At 61.4% G+C, this 26345-nt stretch carries 28 protein-coding genes and 1 riboswitch; of the genes, 11 read left to right on the plus strand and 17 right to left on the minus strand.

Annotation, left to right across the window (positions count from 1 at the left end; translation table 11 throughout):
• The first annotated feature begins 11 nt into the window (after positions 1-11).
• From ABID16_RS02950 to ABID16_RS02965, 4 genes are read left to right on the plus strand one after another with little or no spacing between them, the layout of a single operon-like run.
• Positions 12-962: a glycosyltransferase family 2 protein gene (locus tag ABID16_RS02950; RefSeq protein ID WP_354554854.1), complete on the plus strand. Its 951-nt coding sequence runs from the start codon at positions 12-14 to the stop codon at positions 960-962.
• Positions 959-1813, plus strand: a complete 855-nt coding sequence (locus ABID16_RS02955) for a ChbG/HpnK family deacetylase (protein WP_354554855.1) — start codon at positions 959-961, stop codon at positions 1811-1813. Before ABID16_RS02950 ends, ABID16_RS02955 begins: the two co-directional genes overlap by 4 nt.
• Positions 1813-2715 carry a tRNA 2-thiocytidine(32) synthetase TtcA gene (gene ttcA / locus ABID16_RS02960; protein WP_435532351.1) on the plus strand — a complete coding sequence of 301 codons (903 nt, stop codon included), beginning with the start codon at positions 1813-1815 and terminating at the stop codon, positions 2713-2715. The genes ABID16_RS02955 and ttcA overlap by 1 nt, the downstream gene beginning before the upstream one ends.
• Positions 2716-2719: 4 nt before the next feature.
• Positions 2720-3553, plus strand: a complete 834-nt coding sequence (locus ABID16_RS02965; RefSeq protein ID WP_354554856.1) for an inositol monophosphatase family protein — start codon at positions 2720-2722, stop codon at positions 3551-3553.
• A 27-nt stretch (positions 3554-3580) separates the two neighbouring features.
• Here the strand turns inward: ABID16_RS02965 and ABID16_RS02970 are convergent, their stop codons facing one another.
• From ABID16_RS02970 to ABID16_RS03005, 8 genes are all read right to left on the minus strand, one after another.
• Positions 3581-4789 (minus strand): multidrug effflux MFS transporter, encoded by a 1209-nt coding sequence (locus tag ABID16_RS02970; RefSeq protein WP_354555884.1) that lies wholly within the window; start codon positions 4787-4789, stop codon positions 3581-3583.
• Between the two features lie 138 nt (positions 4790-4927).
• Positions 4928-5263: a Grx4 family monothiol glutaredoxin gene (grxD, locus tag ABID16_RS02975; protein WP_109857356.1), complete on the minus strand. Its 336-nt coding sequence runs from the start codon at positions 5261-5263 to the stop codon at positions 4928-4930.
• A 117-nt stretch (positions 5264-5380) separates the two neighbouring features.
• Complete coding sequence (locus ABID16_RS02980) at positions 5381-5614, minus strand: BolA/IbaG family iron-sulfur metabolism protein (RefSeq protein WP_109857357.1); 234 nt, start codon at positions 5612-5614, stop codon at positions 5381-5383.
• Positions 5615-5631: 17 nt separating this feature from the next.
• Positions 5632-7869, minus strand: a complete 2238-nt coding sequence (purL, locus tag ABID16_RS02985; RefSeq protein ID WP_354554858.1) for a phosphoribosylformylglycinamidine synthase subunit PurL — start codon at positions 7867-7869, stop codon at positions 5632-5634.
• A 130-nt stretch (positions 7870-7999) separates the two neighbouring features.
• Positions 8000-8560, minus strand: a complete 561-nt coding sequence (locus ABID16_RS02990) for an NADPH-dependent FMN reductase (RefSeq protein ID WP_354554859.1) — start codon at positions 8558-8560, stop codon at positions 8000-8002.
• 53 nt (positions 8561-8613) lie between these two features.
• A complete protein-coding gene (locus tag ABID16_RS02995; protein ID WP_354554860.1) occupies positions 8614-8916 on the minus strand; it encodes a type II toxin-antitoxin system RelE family toxin in 303 nt (100 codons plus the stop codon).
• Positions 8906-9154: a type II toxin-antitoxin system Phd/YefM family antitoxin gene (locus tag ABID16_RS03000; protein WP_354554861.1), complete on the minus strand. Its 249-nt coding sequence runs from the start codon at positions 9152-9154 to the stop codon at positions 8906-8908. The genes ABID16_RS02995 and ABID16_RS03000 overlap by 11 nt, the downstream gene beginning before the upstream one ends.
• Positions 9155-9247: 93 nt before the next feature.
• The gene (locus ABID16_RS03005; RefSeq protein ID WP_354554862.1) at positions 9248-11269 is read right to left on the minus strand and encodes an ASKHA domain-containing protein; all 2022 of its coding nucleotides are present in this window, start codon (positions 11267-11269) and stop codon (positions 9248-9250) included.
• Between the two features lie 112 nt (positions 11270-11381).
• On the opposite strand from ABID16_RS03005, the gene ABID16_RS03010 reads away from it, so the two are divergent.
• Positions 11382-11618 (plus strand): hypothetical protein, encoded by a 237-nt coding sequence (locus tag ABID16_RS03010; protein WP_354554863.1) that lies wholly within the window; start codon positions 11382-11384, stop codon positions 11616-11618.
• Between the two features lie 9 nt (positions 11619-11627).
• Here the strand turns inward: ABID16_RS03010 and ABID16_RS03015 are convergent, their stop codons facing one another.
• From ABID16_RS03015 to ABID16_RS03030, 4 genes are all read right to left on the minus strand, one after another.
• Positions 11628-12599, minus strand: a complete 972-nt coding sequence (locus ABID16_RS03015; protein ID WP_354554865.1) for a methyltetrahydrofolate cobalamin methyltransferase — start codon at positions 12597-12599, stop codon at positions 11628-11630.
• Positions 12600-12665: 66 nt separating this feature from the next.
• On the minus strand, positions 12666-13757 hold the full coding sequence (locus tag ABID16_RS03020; protein WP_354554866.1) for a methylenetetrahydrofolate reductase: 1092 nt from the start codon (positions 13755-13757) through the stop codon (positions 12666-12668).
• Positions 13754-14305 carry a methylenetetrahydrofolate reductase C-terminal domain-containing protein gene (locus ABID16_RS03025; protein WP_354554867.1) on the minus strand — a complete coding sequence of 184 codons (552 nt, stop codon included), beginning with the start codon at positions 14303-14305 and terminating at the stop codon, positions 13754-13756. Before ABID16_RS03025 ends, ABID16_RS03020 begins: the two co-directional genes overlap by 4 nt.
• The gene (locus tag ABID16_RS03030; RefSeq protein ID WP_354554868.1) at positions 14298-14600 is read right to left on the minus strand and encodes a virulence factor; all 303 of its coding nucleotides are present in this window, start codon (positions 14598-14600) and stop codon (positions 14298-14300) included. The genes ABID16_RS03025 and ABID16_RS03030 overlap by 8 nt, the downstream gene beginning before the upstream one ends.
• 321 nt (positions 14601-14921) lie before the next feature.
• Between ABID16_RS03030 and ABID16_RS03035 the strand changes: the two genes are divergently transcribed.
• Positions 14922-16397, plus strand: a complete 1476-nt coding sequence (locus ABID16_RS03035; protein ID WP_354554869.1) for a sensor domain-containing diguanylate cyclase — start codon at positions 14922-14924, stop codon at positions 16395-16397.
• A 5-nt stretch (positions 16398-16402) separates the two neighbouring features.
• Here the strand turns inward: ABID16_RS03035 and ABID16_RS03040 are convergent, their stop codons facing one another.
• The gene (locus tag ABID16_RS03040) at positions 16403-17014 is read right to left on the minus strand and encodes a DUF1638 domain-containing protein (RefSeq protein ID WP_354554871.1); all 612 of its coding nucleotides are present in this window, start codon (positions 17012-17014) and stop codon (positions 16403-16405) included.
• A 96-nt stretch (positions 17015-17110) separates the two neighbouring features.
• Between ABID16_RS03040 and ABID16_RS03045 the strand changes: the two genes are divergently transcribed.
• Positions 17111-17272: an entericidin domain-containing protein gene (locus ABID16_RS03045; RefSeq protein WP_354554872.1), complete on the plus strand. Its 162-nt coding sequence runs from the start codon at positions 17111-17113 to the stop codon at positions 17270-17272.
• A 64-nt stretch (positions 17273-17336) separates the two neighbouring features.
• Here ABID16_RS03045 and ABID16_RS03050 read toward each other — a convergent pair whose 3' ends face one another.
• On the minus strand, positions 17337-18032 hold the full coding sequence (locus ABID16_RS03050) for a corrinoid protein (RefSeq protein ID WP_354554873.1): 696 nt from the start codon (positions 18030-18032) through the stop codon (positions 17337-17339).
• A 127-nt stretch (positions 18033-18159) separates the two neighbouring features.
• Positions 18160-19230 (minus strand): AbrB family transcriptional regulator, encoded by a 1071-nt coding sequence (locus ABID16_RS03055; protein WP_354554874.1) that lies wholly within the window; start codon positions 19228-19230, stop codon positions 18160-18162.
• A 217-nt stretch (positions 19231-19447) separates the two neighbouring features.
• On the opposite strand from ABID16_RS03055, the gene ABID16_RS03060 reads away from it, so the two are divergent.
• A complete protein-coding gene (locus ABID16_RS03060) occupies positions 19448-21031 on the plus strand; it encodes a trimethylamine methyltransferase family protein (protein ID WP_354554875.1) in 1584 nt (527 codons plus the stop codon).
• A gap of 128 nt (positions 21032-21159) precedes the next feature.
• The gene (locus ABID16_RS03065) at positions 21160-21837 is read left to right on the plus strand and encodes a ferredoxin (protein ID WP_354554876.1); all 678 of its coding nucleotides are present in this window, start codon (positions 21160-21162) and stop codon (positions 21835-21837) included.
• Between the two features lie 3 nt (positions 21838-21840).
• Here the strand turns inward: ABID16_RS03065 and ABID16_RS03070 are convergent, their stop codons facing one another.
• The gene (locus ABID16_RS03070) at positions 21841-22185 is read right to left on the minus strand and encodes a hypothetical protein (protein ID WP_354554877.1); all 345 of its coding nucleotides are present in this window, start codon (positions 22183-22185) and stop codon (positions 21841-21843) included.
• 342 nt (positions 22186-22527) lie between these two features.
• Positions 22528-23535 (minus strand): betaine--homocysteine S-methyltransferase, encoded by a 1008-nt coding sequence (gene bmt / locus ABID16_RS03075; RefSeq protein WP_354554878.1) that lies wholly within the window; start codon positions 23533-23535, stop codon positions 22528-22530.
• A 412-nt stretch (positions 23536-23947) separates the two neighbouring features.
• Between bmt and ABID16_RS03080 the strand changes: the two genes are divergently transcribed.
• Together ABID16_RS03080 and cobU are read left to right on the plus strand one after the other, a co-directional pair.
• On the plus strand, positions 23948-25402 hold the full coding sequence (locus tag ABID16_RS03080) for a cobyric acid synthase (protein ID WP_354554879.1): 1455 nt from the start codon (positions 23948-23950) through the stop codon (positions 25400-25402).
• A gap of 25 nt (positions 25403-25427) precedes the next feature.
• Positions 25428-25769, plus strand: a riboswitch (cobalamin riboswitch).
• A gap of 62 nt (positions 25770-25831) precedes the next feature.
• Entirely contained in the window at positions 25832-26344 is a 513-nt protein-coding gene (gene cobU, locus ABID16_RS03085; RefSeq protein ID WP_354554880.1) for a bifunctional adenosylcobinamide kinase/adenosylcobinamide-phosphate guanylyltransferase, read from the plus strand.
• Position 26345: the final 1 nt, after the last annotated feature.

Below are 26345 nucleotides of genomic sequence, written 5' to 3' on the forward strand. Positions count from 1 at the left end.
CTGGTTCCTACATGCCATTGTTCTCGATCGTCGCACCGTTTCTGAACGAACGGGAATCCGCCGAACGCTTCGGTGCGTTCGCGGACAAGCTCGCGCTCGAGATCCGAAGCCGCTACGGTTTCGATCTGGAAGTGGTGCTCGTGGACGACGGCAGCACCGACGACAGCATCGAGCGTTATCGGGAACATCTTAACGGCAACTGGCGCATCATCGAGCTCAGCCGCAACTTCGGCAAGGAAGTGGCTCTCTATGCGGGCCTTGCCGAGACGCGCGGCGACTATGTGATGATGATCGACGCCGATCTGCAGCATCCTTATGATGTCTGCATTCAAATGATTGACGAGCTGATGGGCGATCCCAAGCTCGATGTCGTCTATACGATCCGTGACGACCGCAACGAGGAGTCCTGGAAGAAGGCGATTGCGGGACGCATTTTCTACTGGCTGATCAATTTTCGTCAGCGTTTCGAAGTGCCGGAAAATGCCGGTGACTTCCGTGTCATGAACCGCGCCGCTGTCGATGCGCTGCTGCGGGTGCGCGACAAGCGGCGGTTCAACAAGGGGCTCTATGCCTGGGCGGGTTTCCGGCAGAAGGGCATCTACTACAAGCCTGATCCCCGCCTGTCAGGCGAAACCAAATGGTCGCGTCTCGGGCTGATTGCCCTTTCGGTGGAGGGCATCGTGTCCTTCTCGGCTCTGCCGCTGCGGATCATGTCCATCATTGGTGTTCTTACGGGCCTTGCCGGGATTGTCTACGGCACGAATATCATCATCAGTTCTCTTGTTTTCGGGATCGACGTTCCCGGTTACCCGAGCCTCATGTCCGCCATTTCGGTTCTCGGCGGCTTCAATCTGGCGCTGCTCGGGCTGCTCGGCGAATATATCTGGGTGACGATTGCCGAGGTCAAGGACCGGCCGCTCTACATCGTTCGCAAGGTTCACCGTCCGGGCGACCTGTCATGAGCAGGCAGGGCGGGGGTTCAAAGCGTGACGGCCTGAGTGTGGTGGCGGACGATTATGGTCTGGCGCCCGGCGTCAACCGCGCCATCCGCAAGCTGATCTCTGCCGGCAAGATCGACGGCACGGGCTGCATGACCCTCTTTGCAGACTGGCGCGTCGAGGCGGCCGGGCTCAAGGCGCTGATCGATCAGGGCTATGCGCAGGCGGGACTTCACCTGACGCTGACCGACTTCAATCCGATGAGCGGCCGCAACGCTTTTGGCCAGAACCGGCGGATGCCGAAGGTGGATGCGCTGATCAAGGCGAGCTTCCGTGGCAAGGTGAATACGGCTGCAGTTGAAGGCGAACTCGATGCACAGTTCGCCGCCTATGTCGAAGCCATGGGCGGCCTGCCGGCCTATATCGATGGCCACCAGCATGTGCATTTCCTGCCCGTCGTGCGCGGCTGGCTTGCCAAGCGCGCGACGCTATTTGCGGAATATGGCAAGCTGCCGTGGCTGCGCGGCGCCCCGTCCGTGATGGCGGCACCGGGGATAAGGATCAAGGCGAAAACCGCCGTGGTCGCTGTCGTGGCCGCCGGGTTTGAAACGGCGATGCGGAAATATGGCTACAGCATCCGCGGTCCGCTTCTGGGCTTTTACGACTGGTCTCGCCCGGAAGAATTCGAACCGATGCTGCGGGGCCTGATCGAGAAGGGCAATTACGGCGTGTTCATGTGCCATCCCGGCTTCGTCGACAAGGTATTGCGGCAGCGCGACGCGCTGGTAGAGGGGCGGGACGTGGAATATTCGGTGCTGAGCAGCCTCGACCCATCACTGATGCGGATCGAGTCCAGCTTGCGGCAGAGGGTCTGATGAATATTGCGGTGACGCCTGACGAACATGTCGATCCTGCTGCCGAAAGCTTTGCGGGCGATGCGTCGATGACGGCGCTTTATGCCCATGCGCCGCAGTCCTCGAACTTCAACAAGCTGCGCAAGCGGCTGCTGCGCAATGTCAGGCAGGCCATCGACGACTTCGCCATGCTCAAAGGGCAGAAGCGCTGGCTGGTGGCGCTTTCGGGCGGCAAGGACAGTTACGGTCTGCTTGCGATCCTGATGGAGTTGAAGTGGCGCGGGCTGCTACCCGTGGAGCTTGTCGCCTGCAATATCGACCAGGGACAGCCGAACTTTCCGAAACATATCCTGCCGGAATACCTGACCTCGCTTGGGGTTCCACACCGGATCGAGTATCGCGACACCTATTCCATCGTGAAGGAGAAGGTGCCGGAGGGGGCGACCTATTGCGCGCTCTGTTCACGGCTCAGACGCGGCAATCTCTACCGGATCGCCAAGGAGGAGGGCTGCGATGCGCTCGTTCTCGGCCATCACCGCGAGGATATTCTCGAGACTTTCTTCCTCAATCTCTTCCATGGCGCAAAGCTCGCCACCATGCCGCCCAAGCTCCTCAACGACGAGGGCGACCTGATGGTTCTGAGGCCGCTTGCCTATTGCGCTGAAGAGGATATGGCGAAGTTCGCGGCGGCCATGCAGTTTCCCATTATTCCCTGCGATCTTTGCGGCTCGCAGGATGGTCTGCAGCGCAATGCGATGAAGGACATGCTTGCCGGGATCGAGGCGAGGATGCCCGGCCGCAGGGATGTGATGATGAAGGCGCTCGCCAACATCAACCCGTCGCATATGCTCGATAAGAACCTCTTCGACTTCGCGTCGCTCACACTCTCAAAAGACTTATCCGCTCAAGACAGGCAGGACTGATCGCGTGACCATCCAGACCGACAAGCTCATAGACATTCTCTGGCAGGCTGCGGAGGCGGAGATCATGCCGCGCTTCGGCAAGCTTGGCGACGGCGACATTCGCGAGAAGAGCGAGGCCATCGATCTGGTGACGGAGGCGGATGAGGCGGCCGAGCGGCTGATCGCGCGCGAGATCGCAGCGCTGATGCCGAATGCGCTGTTCGTCGGCGAAGAATCGGTGGCTGCCGATCCGGCTTTGCTTGGCAAACTCGGCGCTGCCGATCTGGCCATCGTTGTCGATCCGGTCGACGGCACGTTCAACTTCGCCAATGGCGTGCCGCTCTTCGGCGTCATGATGTCGGTGGTGAAGGGCGGCGAGACGGTTGCCGGCATCATCCTCGATCCGTTTGCGGGCGATTGCCATGTGGCGGAAAAGGGTGCGGGCGCCTGGGCGGTACCGCTCGACGGTGAGCGCAAGCGCCTGTCGCTCGGCGCGGGGCTTCCGGTTGAGGAGATGCTGGGCGCTGCCTCGACCGGTTACATGTATGGCGAGGAGCGCGTGTCGCTGCTTTCCAATCTTGCCAAGGTCCGCTCCTTCTTCAGCTACCGCTGTGCGGCGCATGAGTATCGCCTGCTCGCCAAGGGCGGGATGCAGTTCGCGCTCTATAACAAGCTGATGCCGTGGGATCATCTCGCCGGGGCGCTGCTCGCGCAGGAAGCCGGCGGTCATGCGGCGCGCTTCGATGGGTCCGCCTATCTGCCGAGCCATACCGAGGGCGGGCTGCTGGTCGCCACCGATCGAGATAGCTGGCAGGCGCTGCGCGACACGATTTTCCCGAACATCACGATGGCCGCCTGAGCGGCGACCAATGCCTGCCGCAAAGTCTTACTTTACCGGCGGGTTATGCGGCCGGAAGAGTTGGCCCTTTTCTGCGATCAGCACGAATCCCAGACCGACAATCGACAGGGCGCAATAGCCGATGACAAGCGGCAGGGCCGTGCCGTCATAGGCTTGACCTATCACGGCGCCGAGTGCTGCGCCCCCGACGGTGGTTGTGAAGCCGAGCACGGACGAAGCGGTGCCGGCGACATGGCCAAGTGGCTCCATGGCCAGCGAATTGAAGTTCGAACTGATCCATCCGAAGAGGAACATCGAGATCGCGAAGAGCGAGATGAAGATGGGGAAGGGCAGCGGTTCAGGGCCGAGAATTTCGGCGGCCAGCCAGATGGCATTGACGGCAATGAAGGCGAGAAGCGCGCCATGCGACAGACGCCGCATACCGAAGCGTCCGACCAGCCGCGAATTGATGAAGGACGAGAGAGCCATGAAGAGCGCGACACCTGCAAAGGCGAGCGGGAACCAGTTCCCCAGCTTGTAGACCTCGATATAGATCTGGTTGGCCGAGTTGATGAAGCCGAACAGGGCTCCCAAGATCACGGCGCTGGAGAGCGTGTAGAACAGTGCCGAACGGTTGGTCAGCACGATGCGGAAGCCGCCCAGAATGCCCGCCACGGTAAAGGGACGCACATCCTCCGGATGCAAAGTTTCCGGCAGGTTACGCCATGTCCAAAGCGCGACGACGAGGCCGACCATTCCGATGAACAGGAAGATCAGGTGCCATTCGCCGAAGAACAGGATGATCTGGCCCGTGCCCGGCGCAATGACCGGCACGACCATGAAGACCATCATGATCAGCGACATGACTTCCGCCATCTGACGCCCGCCGTAAACGTCGCGGATGATCGAGACGGTGACGACGCGCGTTGCCGCCGAGCCGATCCCCTGCACGAAGCGCAGCGCGAGCAGAATGCCGAAAGTGGGAGCAAAGACAATGGCGAAGGCCGAGAGCACATAGACAAGGAAGCCGAAGAAGAGCGGCTTGCGGCGGCCGAAGCGGTCGGAAACCGGGCCGAAGAAGAGTTGCGCAAGGCCGAAGCCGATGAGATAGGCCGTGACGATGAATTGTCGGCTGTTCTCGTCTTCGACATTCAGCGAAGCACCGATCTGCTGCAGGCCGGGCAGCATGATATCGACGGCCAGCGCGTTGAGCGCCATGAGCGCGGCGCAAAGCGCGATGAACTGCGTCCTGCCCATCCTGCCGAGCACGGTGGGCCGCGTTGCATTCGTTCCGGTCATTCTTCCTGTACTCCAAAAAGCAAGAAGGCGCTGGTTGGACAGCGCCTTCGCCATTCCGGTTTTCCGTTTTGCCGCCGGGAGCGGCTGTCCTGCTGCTTACGCGGCGCCCTTGACGGCAACCCCCTGCGCCTGCAGGTGATCCTGCAGTTCGCCGGCCTGGAACATCTCGCGCACGATGTCGCAACCGCCGAGGAATTCGCCCTTGACGTAGAGCTGCGGGATGGTCGGCCAGTTGGAGTAATCCTTGATGCCCTGGCGGATATCGCCATCGGCGAGAACGTTGATGCCCTTGTAGTCGACACCGAGATAGTCGAGGATCTGCACGACCTGGCCCGAGAAGCCACACTGCGGAAACTGCGGCGTGCCCTTCATGAACAGGACGACGTCGTTCGACTTGACTTCGTTGGCGATGAATTCTTGAACTGCGCTCATGGTTTTGTCCTTTCCTGCCCGGATTCAAGGTCCGGCGATCTCCGACATGATAAATAGCACGGCATTTCCGGAATAAAAGAGGCGGCAGGCGATTTCATCGGACGCCGCCCGCGTGCCTTATTCGGGAACGCTGGTCTGCAGGGCGAGCGCGTGAAGCACGCCGCCCATATTGCCCTGAAGGGCATCGTAGACCATCTGGTGCTGCTGCACACGGGTCTTGCCGCGGAAGGCTTCCGCGACGACTTCAGCGGCAAAATGATCGCCATCGCCGGCAAGGTCGCGAATTTTTACTTTCGCGCCCGGAATGCCCGCCTTGATCAGATCTTCAATGTCGCCAGCTTTCATTGCCATGTCTGGTACTTCTCCGCTTACTCGGCAGCCGGGCGAAGCGCCTTGCCGCCGTCCATGAATTCAGGGAACCATGATTCATGGGCCATGCGCAATTCGTCAACCGAAACATTGAAAAGTTCATCGACAACGAGATTTGCGCCCTCGACCGTGCCAAGGCGACGGAAGGGAACGCCGGCATCTTCAGCGCCTGCGCAGACGAAATCGGCGAGATCGGCCGGAACGGCAATGACATAGCGCGCCTGATCTTCGCCAAAGAGCAGGGCGTGTGCCGGGCCATGGCTTTCGGCGAGCGAGAGCTTCATGCCCTTGGCCGAAGACATCGCCATTTCGGCAAGCGCGATTGCCAAGCCGCCCGACGAGATGTCGTGGCAGGCGGTGACTTCGCCGTTGCGGATGGCATTGCGGACGAAGTCGCCATTGCGCCGTTCGGCGGCAAGATCGACTTCCGGGGCGGGGCCTTCCTTGATGCCGAGCACGTCGCGCATGTAGATCGACTGGCCGAGATGGCTGCCATCCACGCCGATCATGAGGATGGCGTCGCCTTCCTTCATCCCGCCGATGCGAGCCATCTTCGACCAGTCGGGCAGGAGGCCGACGCCGGCGATGGTGGGGGTCGGCAGGATCGCGACGCCGTTTGTCTCATTGTAAAGCGAGACGTTGCCGGAGACGATCGGGAAGTCGAGCGCGCGGCAGGCTTCGCCGATGCCTTTGATGGCCATGACGAACTGGCCCATGATTTCCGGCTTTTCCGGGTTGCCGAAATTCAGGTTGTCGGTGGCGGCGAGCGGCTCGGCGCCCGTGGCCGTGATGTTGCGCCAGCATTCGGCAACGGCCTGTTTGCCGCCCTCGAACGGATCGGCCTCGACATAGCGCGGCGTCACGTCGGAGGAGAAGGCAAGCGCCTTGGTCGGATGCGTATCAACACGCACGACGCCGGCATCGCCGCCGGGAAGCTGCAGCGAATTGCCCTGGATCAGAGTGTCATACTGTTCGTAGACCCAGCGGCGCGAAGACTGGTTGGGCGAGCCGACCAGCGAGAGAAGAGTGGACTTGTAGTCGGCCGGCGCGGCGACGGCGCTGGCGGCGAGCGCCGGGAACTTGCCGGGCTCCTTCCACGGGCGGTCATATTCCGGAGCCTGATCGCCGAGATCCTTGATCGGGAGGTTCGCGACTTCCTCGCCCTGATGGATGACGCGGAAGCGCAGGTCGTCGGTGGTCTTGCCGCAGATGGCGAAATCGAGGCCCCATTTGACGAAGATCGCCTTGGCGACCTCTTCCTTGGAGGGTTCGAGCACCATGAGCATGCGCTCCTGGCTTTCCGACAGCATCATTTCATAGGCCGTCATGCGCTCTTCGCGCACCGGCACCTTGTCGAGAAGAAGCTCGATGCCGAGGTCGCCCTTGGCGCCCATTTCGACGGCCGAGCAGGTGAGGCCGGCCGCACCCATGTCCTGGATGGCGATGACGGCACCCGTCTGCATCAGCTCAAGGCAGGCTTCCAGCAGGCACTTTTCGGTAAAGGGGTCGCCGACCTGAACGGTGGGGCGCTTTTCCTCGATGCTCTCGTCGAATTCGGCCGATGCCATCGTCGCGCCGCCGACGCCATCGCGGCCGGTCTTGGCGCCGAGATAGACGACGGGGAGGCCGACGCCCTTGGCTTCGGAGAGGAAGATGCCGTCCGCGCGGGCAAGGCCGGCGGCAAAGGCGTTGACGAGAATGTTGCCGTTATAGCGGGCGTCGAATTCGACTTCGCCGCCGACAGTCGGCACGCCGAAGGAATTGCCATAACCGCCGACGCCGGCCACAACGCCGGAGACGAGATGCTTGGTCTTCGGATGATCCGGCTCGCCGAAACGCAGGGCGTTCAGCGCGGCAATCGGACGCGCCCCCATGGTGAAGACGTCACGCAGGATCCCGCCGACGCCGGTCGCAGCGCCCTGATAGGGCTCGATATAGGAGGGATGGTTGTGGCTCTCCATCTTGAAGACAACGCATTCGCCGTCATCGATATCGACCACGCCGGCATTTTCGCCCGGCCCCTGGATGACGCGCGGCCCCTTGGTCGGCAGCGTGCGCAGCCACTTCTTCGACGACTTGTAGGAGCAGTGCTCGTTCCACATGGCGGAGAAGATGCCGAGCTCGGTAAAGGTCGGCTCGCGGCCGATCAGGTCCAGAATGCGCTGGTACTCATCCGGCTTCAGGCCGTGAGCGGCAATGAGTTCCGGGGTGATCGGCTTGCTGTTCGAAATGGTCATGGGCGTCCGTCTGGCTCAGGGTGGCGCTGATCAGGCCCCTATAGCGCAGGAAGCCGGTTCAGGCGACAGTAAAATGCCCGCAACTTGGGGAAAGGCTGCGGAAAACGCGACGCCGATCCCTCCGGTTCGATCACAATTCCATAGCGTTTGGCTTGATCGCCCGGCTGTTGCGGCAGAAGACGGCGAAGTCGGCCAGAAATTTCTCGGCGGCTTGCCTGTTTGCGGGCTGGGTCATGATTTCGGCAATGGACTCGGGCGTCTGCTTCATCAGAGGCACGCGAAGGAAGATGCCGGGATTGAAATTCGAGCTGATGGTGGAAAGCACCGTCCGCAGTATCTGCAGCATGTCATCGCCCCGGTGGGAGGCGTGGGCAAGGGCGATCGGCTTGCCGATGACATGCTCGCCGGAGACCAGCCAGTCGATGGCGTTCTTAAGCCCACCGGGAAGGGTGCGGACATATTCGGGGCTGGCGATGATCAGGCCATCGGCAGCGGCAATCTTCTGCTGGAAGGCCCGCACGACATCCGGCGTCGCATCGCCTTCACGATCTGGTGAGAAGACGGGAAGGTCGCCGATGCCGGCGAAAACCTCGATTTTTATCGTGGGCGGCGCGAGATCCACCAGCGCGCACAGAAGTGCTGTGTTGGTGGATTGGGCGCGGGCGCTGCCGGAGATGGCGAGTAGTTTCATGGAGCGAGGCTAGCAGGGGTGGGGCGAGTCTGGAAGTAAACCGATCGTGTCAGTCACTCAGCCTTGCTCGGGATTTTCCGGCTTGCCGCGGCATTATAGACCTCTGAGCGATCCCGTTTTCCGACAGCGATCACCACAATAATCAGCTGTTCGTCCCGCACTTCATAGACGAGCCTATAGCCGGCACTGCGAAGCTTGATTTTGTACCGATCCCGGCTTCCAGAAAGCTGCGCTGACGGCACCCGAGGATTGATGCAACGTTCCGCGAGTTTCTTCTTGAACTGCTCGCGCGTGTTGCTGTCGAGCTTGTTCCACTCTTTCAGGGCCGCCTCGACAAAGCCGAGCTCATAGGTCATCCAGCTTGACCTTGATCACGGGATCGTTCGCCCGCGCATCGGCGATGGCATTCAATTCCAGATCTTCCAGTCTTTCGAGCATCGCTTCGTAAGTGTCGGCCGGCACACAATAGAATGCTGGCTGATTGCGATTAAGGATGGCAACCGCAGCGCCTTCACCAGCCGCAACCGTGCCCATGGGATTTTTCTTCAGCTCGGAAACGCTGGCCGTGACCTCGGAAAGAACAACTTGCGTCATGATGCGATCCTTAGACCTGTTCTGAGTGCTTATATTAGTACCAATAACAGGTCTTTTCAAGCTGAACCTATGGTTCGGCGCCCCTTAGCGATGCTACTCCCGGCTCCGTCTCCGCCGTCTCCCGCCTTCTCCCCCTGCATCCCCCATCGCCTTCTTCTCCGGCAGCGCAATCACCTTTTCAAGGTTCGGAAAACTATCCACCTTGTTGGGCATGGCCATGGCGTAGACGAAGTGCTCCTGGAATTTTGGCTCCAGCGCGGTTTCGATCTTTTCGATCTTGCGCACGGTCTCCTCGATCTCGCGACGATAGCCACGGTTGAGCAGGCACATGCGGGCGCCGGTTCCGGCGGCGTTGCCGACGGCCTTGACCTTGTCCAGATCGCAATCGGGGATGAGGCCGAGCACCATGGCGTATTTCGGGTCGATGAAGGTGCCGAAGGCGCCAGCAAGGCCGATGCGATCCACATGATCGATGCCCAGCTTGTCCATCAGCAGCTTGACGCCGGCATAGAGGGCCGCCTTGGCGAGCTGGATGGCGCGGACGTCGTTCTGGGTGACGGTGATCTTCTGTGCCCCGTCATGCAGCAGATAGGAGAAGGTGCGGCCGTTTTCGAGGATGCGCGGGCTTCTGGCGGCCATTGCGCCATCAACCACGCCATCTTCCGAAATGATGCCAGCGAGGAACATTTCGGCGACGACCTCGATGATGGCCGAGCCGCAGATGCCGGTGATACCGGTTTTCTCGGCGGCCTCGGCAAAGCCGGGCTCGTCCGACCATTGTTCGACGCCGATGACGCGGAAGCGCGGCTCCAGTGTGTCGAGGTCGATGCGCACGCGCTCGATGGCGCCGGGCGCCGCGCGCTGGCCGGAGGAGATTTCAGCACCCTCGAAGGCCGGGCCGGTCGGTGAGGAGGCGGCGACGGTGCGCGCCGAGTTACCCAGCACGATTTCGGCATTGGTGCCGATATCGACCAGCAGCATCTGCTCGTCCTGCCGGTGCGGGCCTTCGGTGAGGGTCGCTGCGGCGGCATCCGCGCCGACATGGCCGGCGATGCAGGGGAGCATGTAGACGCGCGCGCCCTTGTTGAGATGGATGCCGATCTCGTCGGCCTTCATGTGCTGCGCGCCGGAGGCGGCGAGTGCGAAGGGCGCGCCGCCGAGTTCGGTCGGGTCGATGCCGAGGAAGAGGTGGTGCATGACCGGATTGCCGACGAAGACGGCATCCAGAATGTCCTCGCGGTCGATGCCGCCTTCGGCAGCCACCTTGTCGACAAGGCCGTTGATGGCGTCGCGCACGGCATTCGTCATCGCCTCGCGTCCGTCCGGGTTCATCATGACATAGGAGACGCGGCTCATCAGATCCTCGCCGAAGCGGATCTGCGGATTGGACGTGCCGGATGACGCCAGCGTACGGCCCGACAGCAGCGAGGAGAGATGCATGGCAATCGTCGTCGAGCCGATGTCGCAGGCGATGCCATAGGCCTCGTTCTTGAGGCCGGGATAGAGCGCGACAAGGCGCGGGAGGTCGTCCGTTTCATCCTTGTGGATCGCCGCAGTGACCTTCCATTCGCCCTTGCGCAAGATTTGCTGAACGCGCGGCAGGATATGGAAATCGACCTCGATACGGGACAGCTTCCAGTCCTTTTCGAGCGCCACCAGCAGCCGGTCGAGATCGCCGAGCGGCTTTTCCATGTCGGGTTCCTCGACCTCGACATAGCACATATGGACCGCCGGATCGCGCTCGATCACGCGGCCATCGCTTTCCTTGCGCACCACCTGTGCATTGACGACCGTGTCCTGCGGAATGTCGATGACGAGATCGCCTTCGATGGTGGCCGAGCAGGAGAGGCGGCGGCCTTCAGGCAGCCCGCGCACACGGTCATAGCGCTCTTCCTTCGGGCCGATGGGCGAGATGTGATCGTTGGAGGAGGTGATGCCATGCTTGGCGAACTGGCCTTCCTGCACGGACACCTGACAGCGCCCGCAGGTCGCCCGCCCGCCGCAAACGCTTTCGACATAGACGCCAAGCTCCCGCGCCGCCTCGATGACGGGCGTGCCCGAGGCAAAACGGCCGCGCTTGCCCGAAGGCATGAAAAGGACGAGGTGATCTGTCATTCTTGCTCGCTTCGCCGATGCGTGAATATGGCGTTCTTTCGAATTGTCCCGCCGGGCTTAATGGTTTGGCAGAGAGTTTCAATGAAAATTCCGCGCAGTTCACGGAGGTTTCATGCCGGATCTCGTCATCAGCGCCCTTATCTCGAGTTTCACTTTTGTCAGGCTGCTGAAGGGACCGTGGCTGCGCTATCCGCAGTTCCTGGCTGCCGCCATGATCGGTTCGGTCGTCGTGAGTCTGCTCGCAGACAAACTTGATCCTGGCAGCGCCGACAGCCTGATCAATTCCACCATCTATGCATTTGCCGGCAGTGCTGCCGGCATTTTCCTTTTGGGGCAGATGATCGGCTGATCTTCAGCCTCACTCGCTCGCGCCACCCCCGCCAACGCGCGCTGCTCGCCCACCCCGCCGGCCTGCGCGCTCGCCGCTGGGGGCGGGGGCCGGGCTTTGGGCCGCAGCGCCGCCCTCTGCCGGCTTGTAGTCGCGATAGGTCATGATCCAGTTGGCGCAGTTGGCATCGGTGCCGTTGAGCACGTTGGCGGCGCGGACGGCTTCCATTTCCTGGGGGCGGCAGGGGTTCATGATGGCGGACGTCATGCCGGCGCCGATGACCATGGGGATGAAGCCGGCATTGATGCCGTGGCGATGCGGCAGGCCGAAGGAGATGTTGGAGAGGCCGCAGGTCGTGTTGACCTTCAGTTCGTTGCGCAGGCGATAGAGAAGCTGGAAGACCTGACGGCCGGCATCGCCCAGCGCACCGATCGGCATGACGAGCGGGTCGACCACGATGTCATGCGGCTTGATGCCGTAGTCCATGGCGCGCTCGACGATCTTCTTGGCGACCGCAAAGCGGACGTCCGGGTCCATGGAAATGCCGGTCTCGTCGTTGGAGATGGCGACGACCGGCACGTCATATTTCTTGCAGAGCGGCAGGATGGCTTCGAGCTTCTCTTCCTCGCCGGTGACGGAATTGACCAGCGGGCGGCCCTTGGCGACTTTCAGCGCCGCCTCGATAGCGGCCGTCACGGAGCTGTCGATGGAGAGTGGCACGTCGACGAGACCCTGCACGATTTCGAGCGTCTGGACGAGAAGGCCCGGCTCGGTCTCGTTCGGGTTCACGGAGGTGACGCCCGCATTGACGTCCAGCATGGTCGCGCCGGCGGCGACCTGTTCCAGCGCGTCCTTGATCACGGTGTCGAAATTGCCCGCCTGCATTTCGGCGGCGAGTTTCTTGCGGCCGGTCGGGTTGATGCGTTCGCCGATCACGCAGAAGGGCTGGTCGAAGCCGATGACGATTTCGCGGGTGGCTGAGGCGACGATGGTGCGGGTCATTGTGTTCGGTCCTTCAGGCGGATCAACGTTGAACAGATGATTGTTTGACTATGAGGCGTCGCCGCCTCAGGGTTGATGCGTGGCGGCAGCTTTGACCATGTCCTGCTGGTTCTGCAACTGGCCTTCGTGAACTTCCGTGGCATGGGCTGCGGCAATGGCTTCGCTGCGCGAGACTTCGCGCTTCCACGGCTGACGGCCCTTGAGCACGCCGGACTCATGCACGATCTCGGCAACATATTCTTCCTGCCGGTAGGCCATGACATGGATGCCGGAAACGCCTTCGATTTCCTTGACCTCGTTGATCATGTCGATGCAGATCTGCTTGCCTTCCTGCTTCTGGTTCTCGGCGCCTTCCAGCCGCTTGATGATGCTGTCCGGGATGTGGATGCCGGGGACATTGGTCCTGATCCACTTCGCGGTCTTGGCCGAGGCCATCGGGCCGACGCCGGCGAGGATGAAGCATTTCTCGGCATAGCCGAGATCCACGACCTTCTTCATGTATTCCCTGAACATCGGAATATCGAAGACATACTGGCTCTGCACGAATTGCGCGCCGGCGGCGATCTTCTTGCCGAGGCGATAGGGGCGGAAATCGTAAGGGGGCGCGAAGGGGTTGATGGCTGCGCCCAGGAAGACGGCGGGCGGTGTCGTCAGCTTGCGGCCGGAGAGGAATTTCGCCTCGTCGCGCATGGTGCGGATGGTTTCGAGCATGGACATGCAGTCGAGGTCGAAGACGGGCTTGGCGCCCGGCTGGTCGCCGGCCTGCACGCCGTCGCCGGTGAGGCAGAGAATGTTCTGCACGCCCATGGCGGAAGCGCCCAGCACATCGCCCTGAATGGCAATGCGGTTCCGGTCGCGGGCGGAGATCTGCATGATCGGCGCATAACCCATGCGGGTCAGCAGCGCGCAGATGCCGACGGAGGACATGTGGCAGTTTGCGCCCGACGCATCGACGGCGTTGATGCCGTCAACCCAGCCTTCGAAGATCGCGGCGCGTTCGTAGACATCTTCGGGATTGGCGCTGTCGGGCGGGTTGAGTTCGGCGGTGACGGCGAATTCGCCGCGGCGGAGAATGCGTTCCAGCCGCCCGCGCGAGGAATGGCCGGGCAGGGGCTCCAGCGGCAGGCCGGGATCGTGCGGATGTGTATCGTTCATCATTTTGCCGCCCCTTCCTCTCTTGCCTTCGCGGCCTGCGCGGTGACGCGCAGCCATGCGGAGGTTTCGCGCAGAGACTGATCGACGGGTTTCTGCACGTTCAGGATCGCATCACCCTTTTCCATGTTGCGCGAGCCCTTCCACGCCTGGACCCAGACGCAAGGCATGTCCGGCTCGACCTCGCAATTGCCGTTGGCGCGCACACCGCCGCAGGGGCCGTTGCGGAGCTGCTTGGGGCAGTTCATCGGACAGCTCATGCCGGTCGAAGACAGGGCGCACTGGCCGCACATGCGACAGTCGAAGAGGAGGCCCTTCACGTTGCGCTCGATGAACTTCAACGGCTTTTCGGCGCGGGCGTAGCCGATGGCCTTCCAGACGGGATGAAGCTTGAGAAACAGGTCGGCGAAGAGATTGTAGATCACTTCGAGAAAGCGCGAGTGGCGCACCGACCAGAGACGGATCGTGTAGCTGCGCCCGGCACGCCGCGAGGGTGAGACGCCGGAGGGCTGATAGGCCGTTGCGATCGGCTTCTTGGCAGCAGCGTCAGCCATTGTCGCGGCCTCCGGCGTGGACGAGCGCCACGAGGCGGTCCCTGGGGTAGGCGGCTTCAAGATCGGCAGCGGCCTTGTCGGCTTCCGCCTCCAGTTCGTCGGAGACCGGCACGGGGTCGGCCTTGCGCCATTCGGCGAGGTAATCGTCGGTTTCGGCGACACCAGAGCGCATGGCGCACATGTCGATCGCTTCGGTAAAGCGCAGCGACAATTCGCGCTTTGCGGCCGTCCGGCCCTTCTTCACGATCACCTGCGCCGGAATGTCGCGCCAATAGACGACGATAAGATCTGCCATGATGGATTTGCCTTGCCTCTCCCCAGATCGCCAGAGCCTGTCCTGCAAGGCTCGCGAATGCAAGGAGAATGCACCTGCGTTCACAGGCGGACGCCACTTGCCGCGACGTCGGGATCGCTCAAAAGCGACAGAGTCTGAAAGGGATGCCGCCCGAACCGCAACATCTTTAGGGAAGACGTAAACACCGGGTTTACGAATTGTCTCTACCGTGAGCGTGCGTCAGGGTTCTCAAGTCTTGAGCTTCGTCAAGCGACCAGAAAGGCCGAGACTTATTCGACGTTCGATTGTATTTTCCAATGATTCTTTCAACAGGTTGTCTTCATGCCGAAGTCTCGTGATACGGATATTTTCGAACTCGCTCCTGTGGCGATGTGGATCGAGGATTTCAGCGATGTTCGTGCGCAATTCAATGCCTGGCGAGCCGAGGGTGTCGAAGACCTCGGCGCGTTTCTGCGTGACGACGCATCACGCGTTTCAGCCTGCTCAAGCCGGATCAAGATTCTCGAGGTAAACTCCAAGACGCTCGAACTTTTCGAAGCGCGTGATCTCGATGACCTGAAGGCCAATCTCGACAAGGTGTTCTGGGGCGACATGCTCGAGACCCATATCAACGAGCTGGTTCAGCTCTGGGAGGGCAAGACGGCCTTTTCTGGCAGCGCGGTGAATTATACGCTCTCAGGACGCCGGCTTGATATACAGCTGCGCGGCACCGTTCTACCGGGCCATGAGGCGGCGCTGGATCGCCTGCTGATCACGACGGAAGACGTTACGGCACGCGAGGAGGCTCGCCGCGCCGAAGAGCGCAACCGTCTCCATGCGGAAGGTATTTTCGAATATTCGCCGGTTTCTTTGTGGATGGAGGATTTCAGCGCCATCTACAAGCTGATGGAGCGCGTTCGGGAAACAGGTATCGTCGATTTCCGTGTCTTCCTCGACGTGCATCCTGAATTTATCCAGCAGTGCATGTCCGAGATTCGCGTGCTTGACGTGAACAAGGCGACGCTCGATCTCTTCGGGGCGCCGGATCGCGAAGTGCTGTTCAAGCGGCTTCCGCATGTGTTTCGGGATGCGATGGAAAAGCCGTTCAAGGAGCAGCTGGTCGATCTGTGGGAGGGCCGGCTTCATCAGCATCGCGAGGTCGTCAATTACGCGCTCGACGGCAACGAGCGGCATCTCCTGATGAACTTCTCGGTGCTACCGGGGTACGAAGCAGACTGGTCGCTGGTGCAGGTGGCGCTGACCGATATCACGGCGCGGAAGAAGGCAGAGGCCTATCTGGAATATCTCGGCAAGCACGATGTGCTCACGCGCTTGCATAACCGCGCCTTCTATACCGATGAACTGAACCGTCTGGAGCGCAAGCCGCTGCGGCCAGTTTCGGCGATCATCATCGACCTTAACGGTCTCAAGGAAGCCAATGACCAGCTCGGCCACGAGGCGGGCGACGCGTTGCTGCGCCGTTTCGGCGAGGTGCTGAACGGTGTTGCTTCCGCTCCCGTCACGGCATCGCGTATCGGCGGCGATGAGTTCGCCGTTTTGATGCCCGGCGCGGATTATCGCGCGGCACAGGCCATGGCCGACACGGTGCGCGAGCTGCTGAAGATCAACAATCAGTTCTACTGCGACGCGCCGATCTCGATGTCATTAGGCTTCGCCACAAGCGAGCCCGGCGATACGATCGAATCCGTCGTACGCCGCGCCGATGCGATCATGTTCGAGGAAAAGCGCGCCTATTATGCGGAAAAGGCTTGCACCGCCCGTAGCCTTGGTGGGGAACCGCTCCGGGCAGCCCGCTGAGTTCGTCAGGTTTGAGCGTTGGCAGCACCCGTGAGAGCGGGTGTCAGATCGCCGTAGCCGGTGAAGCGATATTCGTAGGCTAGGCCGAGGAATTCCGCAGCCCATTTTGCCTTGGACTGCAATTCCCTGTCCTCCGTCTGTGCCAGATAGACGATCTTCTCGTAATTGCCGAAGACCATCTGTATCAGCTCCGGATGCTTGTCGAGCTTGAGCGGCTCGATCACGAAGGCTTCGAACTGACGGGCAATCAGGTCGGTCAGGTAGAAGGCCGTGATCTCGTCAGCGCATTCCGCCAGGAATTTGTCGACGCCGGTGTAGAAGGCATAACAATGCGGGCCGGCGATCCTCTCGATCTTTTCCTGCGCGCAGATGCGGTCAATTTCACCACGTGTACCGCATTCGGCATAGCCGACGAAAATGCGCTCGATGCCTTCGGCGCGGGCTTCCGCAATTTTCTCCCGAAGGGCGGGGGCGATCCTGTCCGGATAGACATGCCAGATAGCGGGCAGGCAGGTCAGGTCGACATGGTCCAGCCGGTTCGCCTCGCAGACCGCGAGGATTTCGCGTGCAAGAGCACCGCAGGCGATCACTTTCACCTTTTGAGAAATCTGAACCATGTGTAACCTGTCAGGGAACTTGGCGGCGAGTCATGCGTTATCGCTGAGTTAGCTCCGTACCGGAGCTTGGGCAGTCTAATTATTTGGGAACTTACCATGATTTCGAATCGTTCCAAAATCACCACCGCAGTTCTTCTCGCCTCGCTCGTCGCGCTGGCCTCCTGTGGCAACACGATCCGTGGCGTCGGCCGCGATACGGCCAGTGCCGTTGGTGCGACGAAGAGTGCCGCGCACAGCGTTGCGAAGGCTGCCAACTAAGCCGCGCCGCGTCAGCACAAAAATCGAAGCGGCCGCTTTGAAGGGCGGCCGTTTTGTATTTCTATCAGGCGTTCAGGCTGTTGTGCTTGCGCTTGATGAAGTCCTTGGCTGTCTCCACGGCCACAGCCGCATCGCGACAGTAAGCATCTGCGCCGATCGCCTTGCCGAATTCCTCGTTCAGCGGCGCGCCGCCGACGAGAACGACGAGATCGTCGCGGATGCCCTTTTCCTTCAGCGTATCAATGACGACCTTCATGTAGGGCATCGTCGTCGTCAGCAGCGCGGACATGCCGAGAATGTCCGGCTTTTCCTTTTCAATTGCTTCGAGATAGGCTTCAACCGCATTGTTGATGCCGAGATCGACGACGTCGAAGCCGGCGCCTTCCATCATCATGCCGACGAGGTTCTTGCCGATGTCGTGAATGTCGCCCTTGACGGTGCCGATGACCATCTTGCCCTGCTTGGGGGCGTCGGTGGCTGCCAGCAGCGGGCGCAGGATGGTCATGCCGGCCTTCATGGCGTTGGCCGAGAGCAGAACTTCCGGCACGAAGAGGATGCCGTCGCGGAAGTCGATGCCAACGATGCGCATGCCTTCGACGAGCGCCTGGGTCAGAACGTCGTAGGGCGCCCAGCCGCGATCCAGCAGGATGCGGGTGGCTTCCTCGATTTCTTCCTTCAGACCGTCATAAAGGTCATCGTGCATCTGCTGCACGAGTTCTTCGTCGGAAAGCTCGGAAAGAATGATTTCATCGTCAGACATGGTCGCTCCCGCTCCAAAAAGCCTTTCGGCATCAATTCGCCGAAACCTTACATATGCTTAGCTTAAGTTTTGGGTAACGCGCAATTGAAAGCGACAGGTGGTGCGCCGATCTGCGACGGCTGCGATGTTACCGCGCAGTTCTGCGGTCGAATTGCGCGGCGACGAAGCGGGAGAACACTGGTCCGAGGAAGAGGACGGAGATGAACCGCGCCATCTGCATGGCGAGCACGAAGGGTTTGTCGACCGGGGAGGAGGCCGCGATGATGGCGACTGAATCCGCCCCGCCGGGGCTTGTCGCGAGATAGGCGGTGAGCAGGTCGATGTGGAAGAGATGCGAGACGGCGACGGCCAGCAGGCCGCAAAGTGCGATCAGCGTGAGGATCGAGAGGAAGAGCGTCGGCAGTGCCTTCAGCGCATGGATGACGATGTCGCGGGTGAAGCGGAAACCCACATTCCAGCCGAAGAGCATGTAGGCCGAGGCGAGCAGCCACATCGGCAGCGTGATGGTGACAAGGCCTGCCGCATGGCAGGCAATACCGATGACGATGGGCGCTAGCATGTTGATTGAGGGGCGCCTGAATAACCGGGAGAGGATCGGTCCTGAGGTGGCGATGGCGAGTGTCAGGATCAGGTTCAGTGGGTCGATCGGTGGGAACCAGGGCTCGGGCGGTGGCATTTGCCCGGTCTGGCCGAGCACGAAGCGGGCGATCAGCGAGGCTGTCGCGGCAACCATGAGGACGCGCAGATACTGCATGAAGGCGACGAGACGGAAATCGGCGCCCGCTGCTTCCGCCATCAGCACCATGGCGCTGGCCGCCCCCGGCGAGGAACCCCAGATGGCGGTCGTGCCCGGCAGGACCTGATATTTTGCGAGCAGCCAGCCGATGCCGAAGCTCAGGGCGACGACCGAGAGCACGAGACCGATGAAGAGAAAGCCATCTTTCGCTATCTCGGCAAAGACGGTGAGCGGCATGCCTCCGGCAATCATGACTCCAATAATGCCCTGGCAGAAGGCAACCAGCGGCGAGGGCAGGGAGAATTTTGTGCCCCTTGCTGCGAGTGTCAGCCCCGACACCATCGGTCCGAGCAGAAAGACGGCGGGCAGGCGAAAGGCGAAAAGAGCGCCCGTCACCACAGCGGTCAGTACGATGAGCAGGCACCAGTTCCCGATACTGTTGCGGCTGTCGCTTTTGGACATGGGCGGAGCTTTGTTCTTTCGGAGGGCGATGCGTCCGCCTGTAGAGCAGTGGCCCGGCCGGTGCAAGGATGCGAGCGGATGAAAAGGCGCTTGCCGGCGGTGAATTTTGCTTCGCGAACAGCCTTCTCAGTGGCGCATTTAGGAATGTCCGGCTAGGGCTATGGTCTAAGATCGTTTTTCATCGGCTGGAAAAGCCATCATATCGGGTGAGGGAACCATGGATCAGGAAATCGAACTTGCAGGCGCCGCAGCCGAGGGAGATGGCGGGCGGCGCAGCCGTGGAGCAGGCCGTGGAGCGGCCGCACGCCGTGCAGCCCGCACGGGCGGTGGTCCTGGTCCGTCGCTTCCCTATATCACCCGCAAGATCCGCGAGTATGAGGTTCTGGACGAGGAAGGCCTCAGCCTGATCGAGAGCAATGCGGACCGCGTTCTGGAGGAAATCGGCATCGAGTTCCGTGAAGACGCGGAAGCGCTCAAGCTTTGGAAGGACGCAGGTGCGGATGTTCGTGGCGAGCGCGTGCATTTCCCCAAAGGTCTGTGTCGCGAACTGCTGAAGACCGCGCCACGCGAGTTTACCTGGCATGCGCGCAACCCTGAGCGCAGCGTCCATGTCGGTGGCAAGGCAACGATTTTTGCGCCCGTCTACGGCCCGCCCTTCGTGCGCGACCTGGAAGGCAATCGTCGTTATGCCACGATCGAGGATTTCCGCAATTTCGTGAAGCTCGCCTACATGGCGCCGTCCATGCACTCGTCGGGCGGCACTGTCTGCGAGCCGGTGGATGTGCCGGTGAACAAGCGTCACCTGGACATGATCTACAGCCATATCAAGTATAGCGACAAGCCGTTCATGGGCTCGGTCACCGCGCCGGAACGCGCGGAAGACACGATCGCCATGGCGAAGCTCGTCTTCGGCGACGAGTTCGTCGAGAACAACTGCGTGACGCTCAACCTCATCAATGCCAACTCGCCGATGGTTTTCGACGAGACGATGGTCGGTGCGCTGAAGGTCTATGCGCGTCACAACCAGGCTTCGGTCATCTCGCCCTTCATTCTCTCGGGCGCGATGAGCCCGGTGACAGTGGCCGGCACGCTGACGCAGATCCTGGCGGAAGTTCTCGCCGGTGCCTCGTTCACGCAGCTCATCCGCAAGGGCTCGCCGGTTCTGTTCGGAACGTTTGCCGCCTCGATCTCCATGCAGTCCGGCGCGCCCACCTTCGGCACGCCGGAACCGTCGCTCGTGTCTTACGGTGCGGCGCAGCTTGCCCGCCGTCTCGGCCTGCCGTTCCGCACCGGCGGTTCGCTCTGTGCGTCCAAGGTTCCGGATGCGCAGGCGGCCCATGAGAGCTCCAACACGCTCAACATGACGCTGCTGGCCGGCACGAACTTCGTGCTTCACGCCGCCGGCTGGCTCGAAGGCGGTCTGGTTTCGTCCTACGAGAAGTTCATGATCGACCAGGACCAGCTCGGCATGATGCAGAAGATGGCCGAGGGCGTGGACCTGTCCGAGAACGCGCAGGCGCTCGACGCCATCCGCGAAGTGGGTCCGGGCAGCCACTATCTCGGCTGCGCGCATACGCAGGCGAATTTCCAGACGGCCTTCTATCGCTCAGCGCTCGCCGACAACAACTCGTTCGAGCAGTGGGAAATCGAAGGCTCCAAGCGGATCGAGGAGCGCGCCAATGCGCTCTGCCGTTCGTGGCTTGAGGCTTACGAAGCCCCGCCGCTCGATCCGGCCATCGACGAGGCGCTTCTGGCCTTCATCCAGCAGAAGAAGGACTCCGTGCCTGACGCCTTCACCTGAAACGAGCCCGCAGCCAGGGAGCAAGGCGCGGCGGCACAGGTGACGGGGATGATCCAGCGTGCCGTCTGGCGGCCGCATTATCAGGAAATGCGTGATCAGGCGTCGCGTAAAGCGGAGGGCGGGCAGTGATGTCCGCCTTCGGCGTTCTTGGTGCACTTGAGGAGGCGCTGCGGCCTTCGGGCATTCGCCTGCGCGGTGTCGTTTCGTTCGGGGACGGAGCGGGGCCGACGCTCAGCGATGGCAAGACGGCGCGGGCGCTCGTTCTGCTCGGCAATGTCGGCGGATCGATCTGGCCGGCGTTTTCGGCGTGGCACATGACTTATGTAGGTGACGATCCGCTCGATACCTGGTCGAAAGCGGTGATCACGCCGATTGCCGAAGAGATGCGCGCGACAGCCTTCTTTCCATCAGACCAGCCTTACATGCCATTCCAGCAATGGGCGGTGCTCGCCGAGGGGCTTACGGCGTCGCCGTTCGGCATTCTCATTCACCCGATCTATGGGACATGGCACGGCTATCGCGCCGCTCTGGCCTTTGCCGATCCAATCGCTCCGGAGCGGCGCACCGTGTCGGGTGCACCCTGCGAAAGCTGTGTCGGGAAGCCGTGCCTGTCAACATGTCCGGTCGGCGCGATTTCGGCGTCGGGATTTGAAGTCGGTGCCTGCCGGGCTCATCTCCTTACGGAGGAGGGGCGAACCGGCTGTATGGTGGCAGGATGTCTGGCGCGCCATTCCTGCCCGGCCGGAGCAGAGTATCGCTATTCCGATGAGCAACTTCGCTTTCACATGGAAGCACTCTTCCGCTGAATTTCAGGCCTTGGGCCACGCCTTGTCCAGGCCGCCGGATTTAGCCACGCCTTCGCGGAAGGCGGCATAGGCGGGGTGCTGGCTGGAGCGCGCTATTTCCATCAGCCGGATCTGGAGACGGGCAGGGGCATTCGTCCCCAACCATTCGCCGGCGCGGGAGAGCTTCAACGAGTTCAGGAAACGCCCTTCAGCCGCAGCGTTGACGAAATGACTGATCCCGTCGAGTAACGCATCGTCCTGCGCCAGATTTTCCAGAACGAGCAGAAGCCAGGCCTTGTCCTGATCGTCAAGGTTCGAGAGCTTTGCCGCAACGGTCTCGCTGTCCGGAAAATTGGCCTTGGCGTTCATCGTCTCAGGTCCCTTGGTTTCGAATCGTCGGGTCTGGCCGGATCATAGGGGAGGACTGTTCCGTTCGCGACCGCAAGGATTGCGTTTTCGTTCGCGAGGCGCTGTCAGAGCTCCAATCGGTCGCGTTCTCTGACGATCTCGACTTCGCTTCCGTGAGCTCATGGTCTCCTAGGAGAAGAACGGAAGCGCCCACCTCAATAGGCGGTGTGGAAGGGTTACAGCAACGCAATACGACCTTGAAATTTCTGCATGGCGCACCTTCCCGACTGTTTCCAGCCGGCCCTGAAGGCGAAACATATCATCTTTCTCAGATCAGCATCGGCCTGAGTGCCGAACGGGGACTCAGCCGCGACGGCGACGGCGCTCGCCGCTGCCACCGCTTTCGGAGGCCATCTTGTTGCGCAGCGGGCCGATGCGGGTGACGACGTCATCGATCGTCGGGCGGGGGCCCTTCGTGTGGCTGTCGATGGCGCCACGGATCGAGCGCAGGTGATCACAGGACGTGCCGCAGCAGCCGCCAATGATGCGCGCGCCGGCGTCAATCGCCAGATGCGCATATTCGGCCATCAGTTCCGGCGTGCCGGAATAATAGATTTCAGCGCCGCGATATTCCGGGATGCCGCAATTGCCCTTGACGACGACGACGGCATTCGGATCCGCTGCCGTCATGTCGAGGAGCGAGGAGAGGATGTCTGCAGCGCCGACGCCACAATTGGCGCCGAAGGCGACCGGCTTGTCCGAGAGACCATCGGCCACCTGCGGCATGTCCTTGGGGTTCAGGCCCATCATGGTCTTGCCGGCCGTGTCGAACGAGCCGGTGTAAACGTAAGGCAGATCGAGCGCGATGGCCGCTTCTGCGGCAGCGCGGATTTCGTCCGGCGACGACATGGTTTCGATCCAGGCGATGTCGATGCCGCCGGCTTTAAGGCCTTCCATCTGCTCTTTGAAGGCGGAGACTGCATCATCATAGGTCATGGCGCCGAGCGGCACCAGAAGCTCGCCTGTCGGACCGACGGAGCCTGCCACGATGACCTTGCGGCCGGCCTTGTCGGCGACGGCGCGGGCGATTTCTGCAGCCTTCTTGTTCAGTTCGAAGACGCGGCCTTCGGCCTTGTGGAGCTTGAGACGCTGGCGCGTGCCGCCGAAGGAATTGGTGAGGATGATATCAGCACCGGCATCGACGAAGTCCTGGTGCAGTTTCGTGATGTTTTCGGGCTTGGATTCGTTCCACAATTCCGGAGCCTCGCCGGCCTCCAGACCCATGGCGAAAAGATTGGTGCCAGTGGCGCCATCGGCCATGAGTACGCCCTTTTCGGCCAGCAGCGCCTCTAACGGATTTGCAGTCGTCATCGTCGGATCCTCAATTTGATGCGAATGATATAAAGATATCTTTATATCATTTCAATCGCTATCTTCCCTTAGCTCTATAATTACCAATTATCCTTCCGTTTCAATAAAATAACTGGTCTCCCCGCGACCTGGAACGCGCAGCCGGGGTCGCCGCCAATAAAATAAATCGCCAATTCATAGATATTTAAGCTCTCAATAACTCTCCGGTAAGAATGTCCGGCTAATTGTTTTCGTGCAGCGGGGGACACCGCTCGCAACGCTTCCGGATCAGGTCTCGCGTACCGGAGGCGAGCGTATCTCGCAGTGTATGTGCGGGATGGCCAGTGAGTATCGGCAAGCCACATGGTTCGCTCGGCGACTGTGTGGCTTTCGCGCTTTTAAAGCATCCGTTGCGATGCTACCAACACGCCCCATGACCAAGACCATCATGCTTCAGGGGACCGGCTCGGATGTCGGCAAGACCGTGCTTGTCGCAGGGCTTTGCCGGATTGCGGCCAATCGCGGGCTGAAGGTGAAACCCTTCAAGCCGCAGAACATGTCCAACAATGCAGCCGTGTCCGACGATGGTGGCGAAATCGGGCGGGCACAGTGGCTGCAGGCCATGGCTGCGCGGGTGCCGTCCTCCGTTCACATGAACCCGGTTCTGCTGAAGCCGCAATCGGAAAATGGCAGCCAGATCATCGTGCAAGGCAAGGTGGTTGGGCAGGCCAAGGGCCGCGATTACCAGCGCCTGAAGCCGCAATTGCTGGGCGCTGTGCTCGAGAGCTTCGAGACCGTGAAGGCGGGCGCGGATATTGTCGTGGTCGAGGGCGCTGGTTCTCCCGCTGAAATCAATCTGCGGGCAGGCGATATCGCCAATATGGGCTTTGCGACGGCGGCGAATGTTCCCGTTGTTCTGGTCGGGGATATCGACCGGGGCGGTGTCATCGCCTCATTGGTCGGGACGCATGCGATCCTTCCGGGAGAGGATCGCGCGATGATCACCGGCTATCTGATCAACAAGTTTCGCGGCGATGTCAGCCTGTTTGATGAGGGGATCAGGCAGATCGAAGGATTTACCGGCTGGCCATGCTTCGGGGTCGTGCCGTGGCTCAAATCGGCCGGGCGTCTGCCGGCAGAAGATTCGGTCGTGCTGGAACGGCTGGTCTCAAAGGGCGCGGGCGCGTTGAAGGTGGCGGTGCCCATGCTGCCGCGCATTGCCAATTTCGACGATCTCGATCCGCTGGTGGCGGAGGAGCAGGTGGAGCTTGTCTTCGTCAAGCCGGGCGAGCCATTGCCCGCCGATGCCGGGCTTGTCGTACTTCCGGGCTCCAAGTCCACGATTGGCGACCTGAAGGCGCTCCGCGCCCTTGGCTGGGATCGCGATCTTCTCGCGCACCGCCGCCGGGGCGGCCGGGTGATCGGCATTTGCGGCGGTTACCAGATGCTCGGCAACCGGATCACGGACCCGCTCGGACTGGAAGGCGAGGAGCGGGAGATTGCGGGGCTCGGGCTTCTTGATGTCGAAACGGAGATGGCGCCGGAAAAGACGGTGCGGAATTCCTCTGCGCGCTCGCTGGAATATGACACACCGCTCACGGGCTATGAAATCCACCTCGGTGTAACGCAGGGTGTTGATTGCTCCCGACCTTCCGTGTCCATCGACAACCGGGCCGATGGCGCGATCTCGAGCGATGGGCGCGTGATGGGGACCTATCTGCATGGGCTCTTCGGCTCGGATGCGTACAGGCGGGCGCTTCTCGCCAGCTTCGGGGTTGAAGGTGGTGCTCAATCATATCGCCAGACGGTCGATCAGGCGCTTGATCAGGTGGCGGAGGAGCTTGAGGCGGTGCTGGACAAGCGGTGGCTCGGCAGTCTGCTCGATTGACATGCGCGTCCATCGCGCCTAACCCTTTTCCCGTTACTTGAATGGTTTCTCCGGGCAACCGGAGACGAAGAGGGAATGCGACGAAAGCCGCTTCATGCGGATTTCCAATCGCAGCCGACCCCGCGACTGTAGAACGGTGAGGTCGGCCCGTCACGCAAATCTGAAACTGCAATGGGTGCGGGCGTCAGGAATGCGCGAAAAGCCACTGGCATGCATGTCTTGAACAACCGGGGCCGGACGCCTCTTTTTCTACGAATCGTCCACCTCTCAAGATGCGCAGCAATGCCGGGAAGGCGAGGGCCGCCGATGGTCTTTTTCTAGACCGGGAGCCGTGAGCCAGGAGACCTGCCATTCTCCGTTCAGATCAGGCGCTCGCAGCACGGAGGTTGTCTTGGCGCAGGTTTTCAACGCTCCATCGAGAGCGGCGCGATGACGCGCAGCACATTCATTCTCGGCGGTGCCCGCTCGGGCAAATCCGCGCTTGCCGAACGGCTGGCGCGCGAGAGCGGCCTGCTGCTTCACTATATCGCGACCGGCCAGGCCTGGGACGCGGAGATGCGCGAGCGCATCGGCCAGCATCAAAGCCGGCGCGGGCCGGAATGGACGACCATCGAAGCGCCGCTTGAACTCACCTGCGCGATCACTCCACTGGACTTCGAGGAGAATACCATTCTCATCGATTGCCTGACGCTGTGGGTTACCAATCTGATGATGGCGGAGCGCGACGTGGACGACGCCTTCGACCGGCTAGTCTCCGCGATTGCCGGCGCAAAGGCGCGGATTTTCATCGTTTCCAATGAAGTCGGTCTCGGCATCGTGCCGGATAATGCCATGGCGCGCGCCTTTCGCGACCATGCCGGCCGGCTACACCAGAAAATCGCGGCTGTGGCCGACGAGGTTTATTTCGTGGCGGCCGGGCTGCCGCTCAAGATGAAGGGTTGAC

This window comes from Limnomicrobium aquaticum, from assembly GCF_040545545.1.
Classification (GTDB): domain Bacteria; phylum Pseudomonadota; class Alphaproteobacteria; order Rhizobiales; family Rhizobiaceae; genus Ensifer_A; species Ensifer_A aquaticum.

Excerpts from the sequence above, each read along its gene's own strand:
- ABID16_RS02980 (WP_109857357.1), bottom strand. The coding sequence starts at position 5,614 with ATGGCAATGAAAGCTGGCGACATTGAAGATCTGATCAAGGCGGGCATT.
- ABID16_RS02990 (WP_354554859.1), bottom strand. The coding sequence starts at position 8,560 with ATGAAACTACTCGCCATCTCCGGCAGCGCCCGCGCCCAATCCACCAAC.
- ABID16_RS02950 (WP_354554854.1), top strand. The coding sequence starts at position 12 with ATGCCATTGTTCTCGATCGTCGCACCGTTTCTGAACGAACGGGAATCC.
- ABID16_RS03030 (WP_354554868.1), bottom strand. The coding sequence starts at position 14,600 with ATGGCAGATCTTATCGTCGTCTATTGGCGCGACATTCCGGCGCAGGTG.
- ABID16_RS03005 (WP_354554862.1), bottom strand. The coding sequence starts at position 11,269 with ATGACAGATCACCTCGTCCTTTTCATGCCTTCGGGCAAGCGCGGCCGT.
- ABID16_RS03025 (WP_354554867.1), bottom strand. The coding sequence starts at position 14,305 with ATGGCTGACGCTGCTGCCAAGAAGCCGATCGCAACGGCCTATCAGCCC.
- ABID16_RS03050 (WP_354554873.1), bottom strand. The coding sequence starts at position 18,032 with ATGTCTGACGATGAAATCATTCTTTCCGAGCTTTCCGACGAAGAACTC.
- ABID16_RS03010 (WP_354554863.1), top strand. The coding sequence starts at position 11,382 with ATGCCGGATCTCGTCATCAGCGCCCTTATCTCGAGTTTCACTTTTGTC.
- ABID16_RS02970 (WP_354555884.1), bottom strand. The coding sequence starts at position 4,789 with ATGGGCAGGACGCAGTTCATCGCGCTTTGCGCCGCGCTCATGGCGCTC.
- ABID16_RS03045 (WP_354554872.1), top strand. The coding sequence starts at position 17,111 with ATGATTTCGAATCGTTCCAAAATCACCACCGCAGTTCTTCTCGCCTCG.
- ABID16_RS03065 (WP_354554876.1), top strand. The coding sequence starts at position 21,160 with ATGTCCGCCTTCGGCGTTCTTGGTGCACTTGAGGAGGCGCTGCGGCCT.
- ABID16_RS03070 (WP_354554877.1), bottom strand. The coding sequence starts at position 22,185 with ATGAACGCCAAGGCCAATTTTCCGGACAGCGAGACCGTTGCGGCAAAG.
- cobU (WP_354554880.1), top strand. The coding sequence starts at position 25,832 with ATGACGCGCAGCACATTCATTCTCGGCGGTGCCCGCTCGGGCAAATCC.
- ABID16_RS03000 (WP_354554861.1), bottom strand. The coding sequence starts at position 9,154 with ATGACGCAAGTTGTTCTTTCCGAGGTCACGGCCAGCGTTTCCGAGCTG.
- grxD (WP_109857356.1), bottom strand. The coding sequence starts at position 5,263 with ATGAGCGCAGTTCAAGAATTCATCGCCAACGAAGTCAAGTCGAACGAC.
- bmt (WP_354554878.1), bottom strand. The coding sequence starts at position 23,535 with ATGACGACTGCAAATCCGTTAGAGGCGCTGCTGGCCGAAAAGGGCGTA.
- ABID16_RS02955 (WP_354554855.1), top strand. The coding sequence starts at position 959 with ATGAGCAGGCAGGGCGGGGGTTCAAAGCGTGACGGCCTGAGTGTGGTG.
- ABID16_RS03015 (WP_354554865.1), bottom strand. The coding sequence starts at position 12,599 with ATGACCCGCACCATCGTCGCCTCAGCCACCCGCGAAATCGTCATCGGC.
- ABID16_RS03060 (WP_354554875.1), top strand. The coding sequence starts at position 19,448 with ATGGATCAGGAAATCGAACTTGCAGGCGCCGCAGCCGAGGGAGATGGC.
- ABID16_RS03035 (WP_354554869.1), top strand. The coding sequence starts at position 14,922 with ATGCCGAAGTCTCGTGATACGGATATTTTCGAACTCGCTCCTGTGGCG.
- purL (WP_354554858.1), bottom strand. The coding sequence starts at position 7,869 with ATGACCATTTCGAACAGCAAGCCGATCACCCCGGAACTCATTGCCGCT.
- ABID16_RS02995 (WP_354554860.1), bottom strand. The coding sequence starts at position 8,916 with ATGACCTATGAGCTCGGCTTTGTCGAGGCGGCCCTGAAAGAGTGGAAC.
- ABID16_RS03080 (WP_354554879.1), top strand. The coding sequence starts at position 23,948 with ATGACCAAGACCATCATGCTTCAGGGGACCGGCTCGGATGTCGGCAAG.
- ttcA (WP_435532351.1), top strand. The coding sequence starts at position 1,813 with ATGAATATTGCGGTGACGCCTGACGAACATGTCGATCCTGCTGCCGAA.
- ABID16_RS03055 (WP_354554874.1), bottom strand. The coding sequence starts at position 19,230 with ATGTCCAAAAGCGACAGCCGCAACAGTATCGGGAACTGGTGCCTGCTC.
- ABID16_RS03020 (WP_354554866.1), bottom strand. The coding sequence starts at position 13,757 with ATGATGAACGATACACATCCGCACGATCCCGGCCTGCCGCTGGAGCCC.
- ABID16_RS03040 (WP_354554871.1), bottom strand. The coding sequence starts at position 17,014 with ATGGTTCAGATTTCTCAAAAGGTGAAAGTGATCGCCTGCGGTGCTCTT.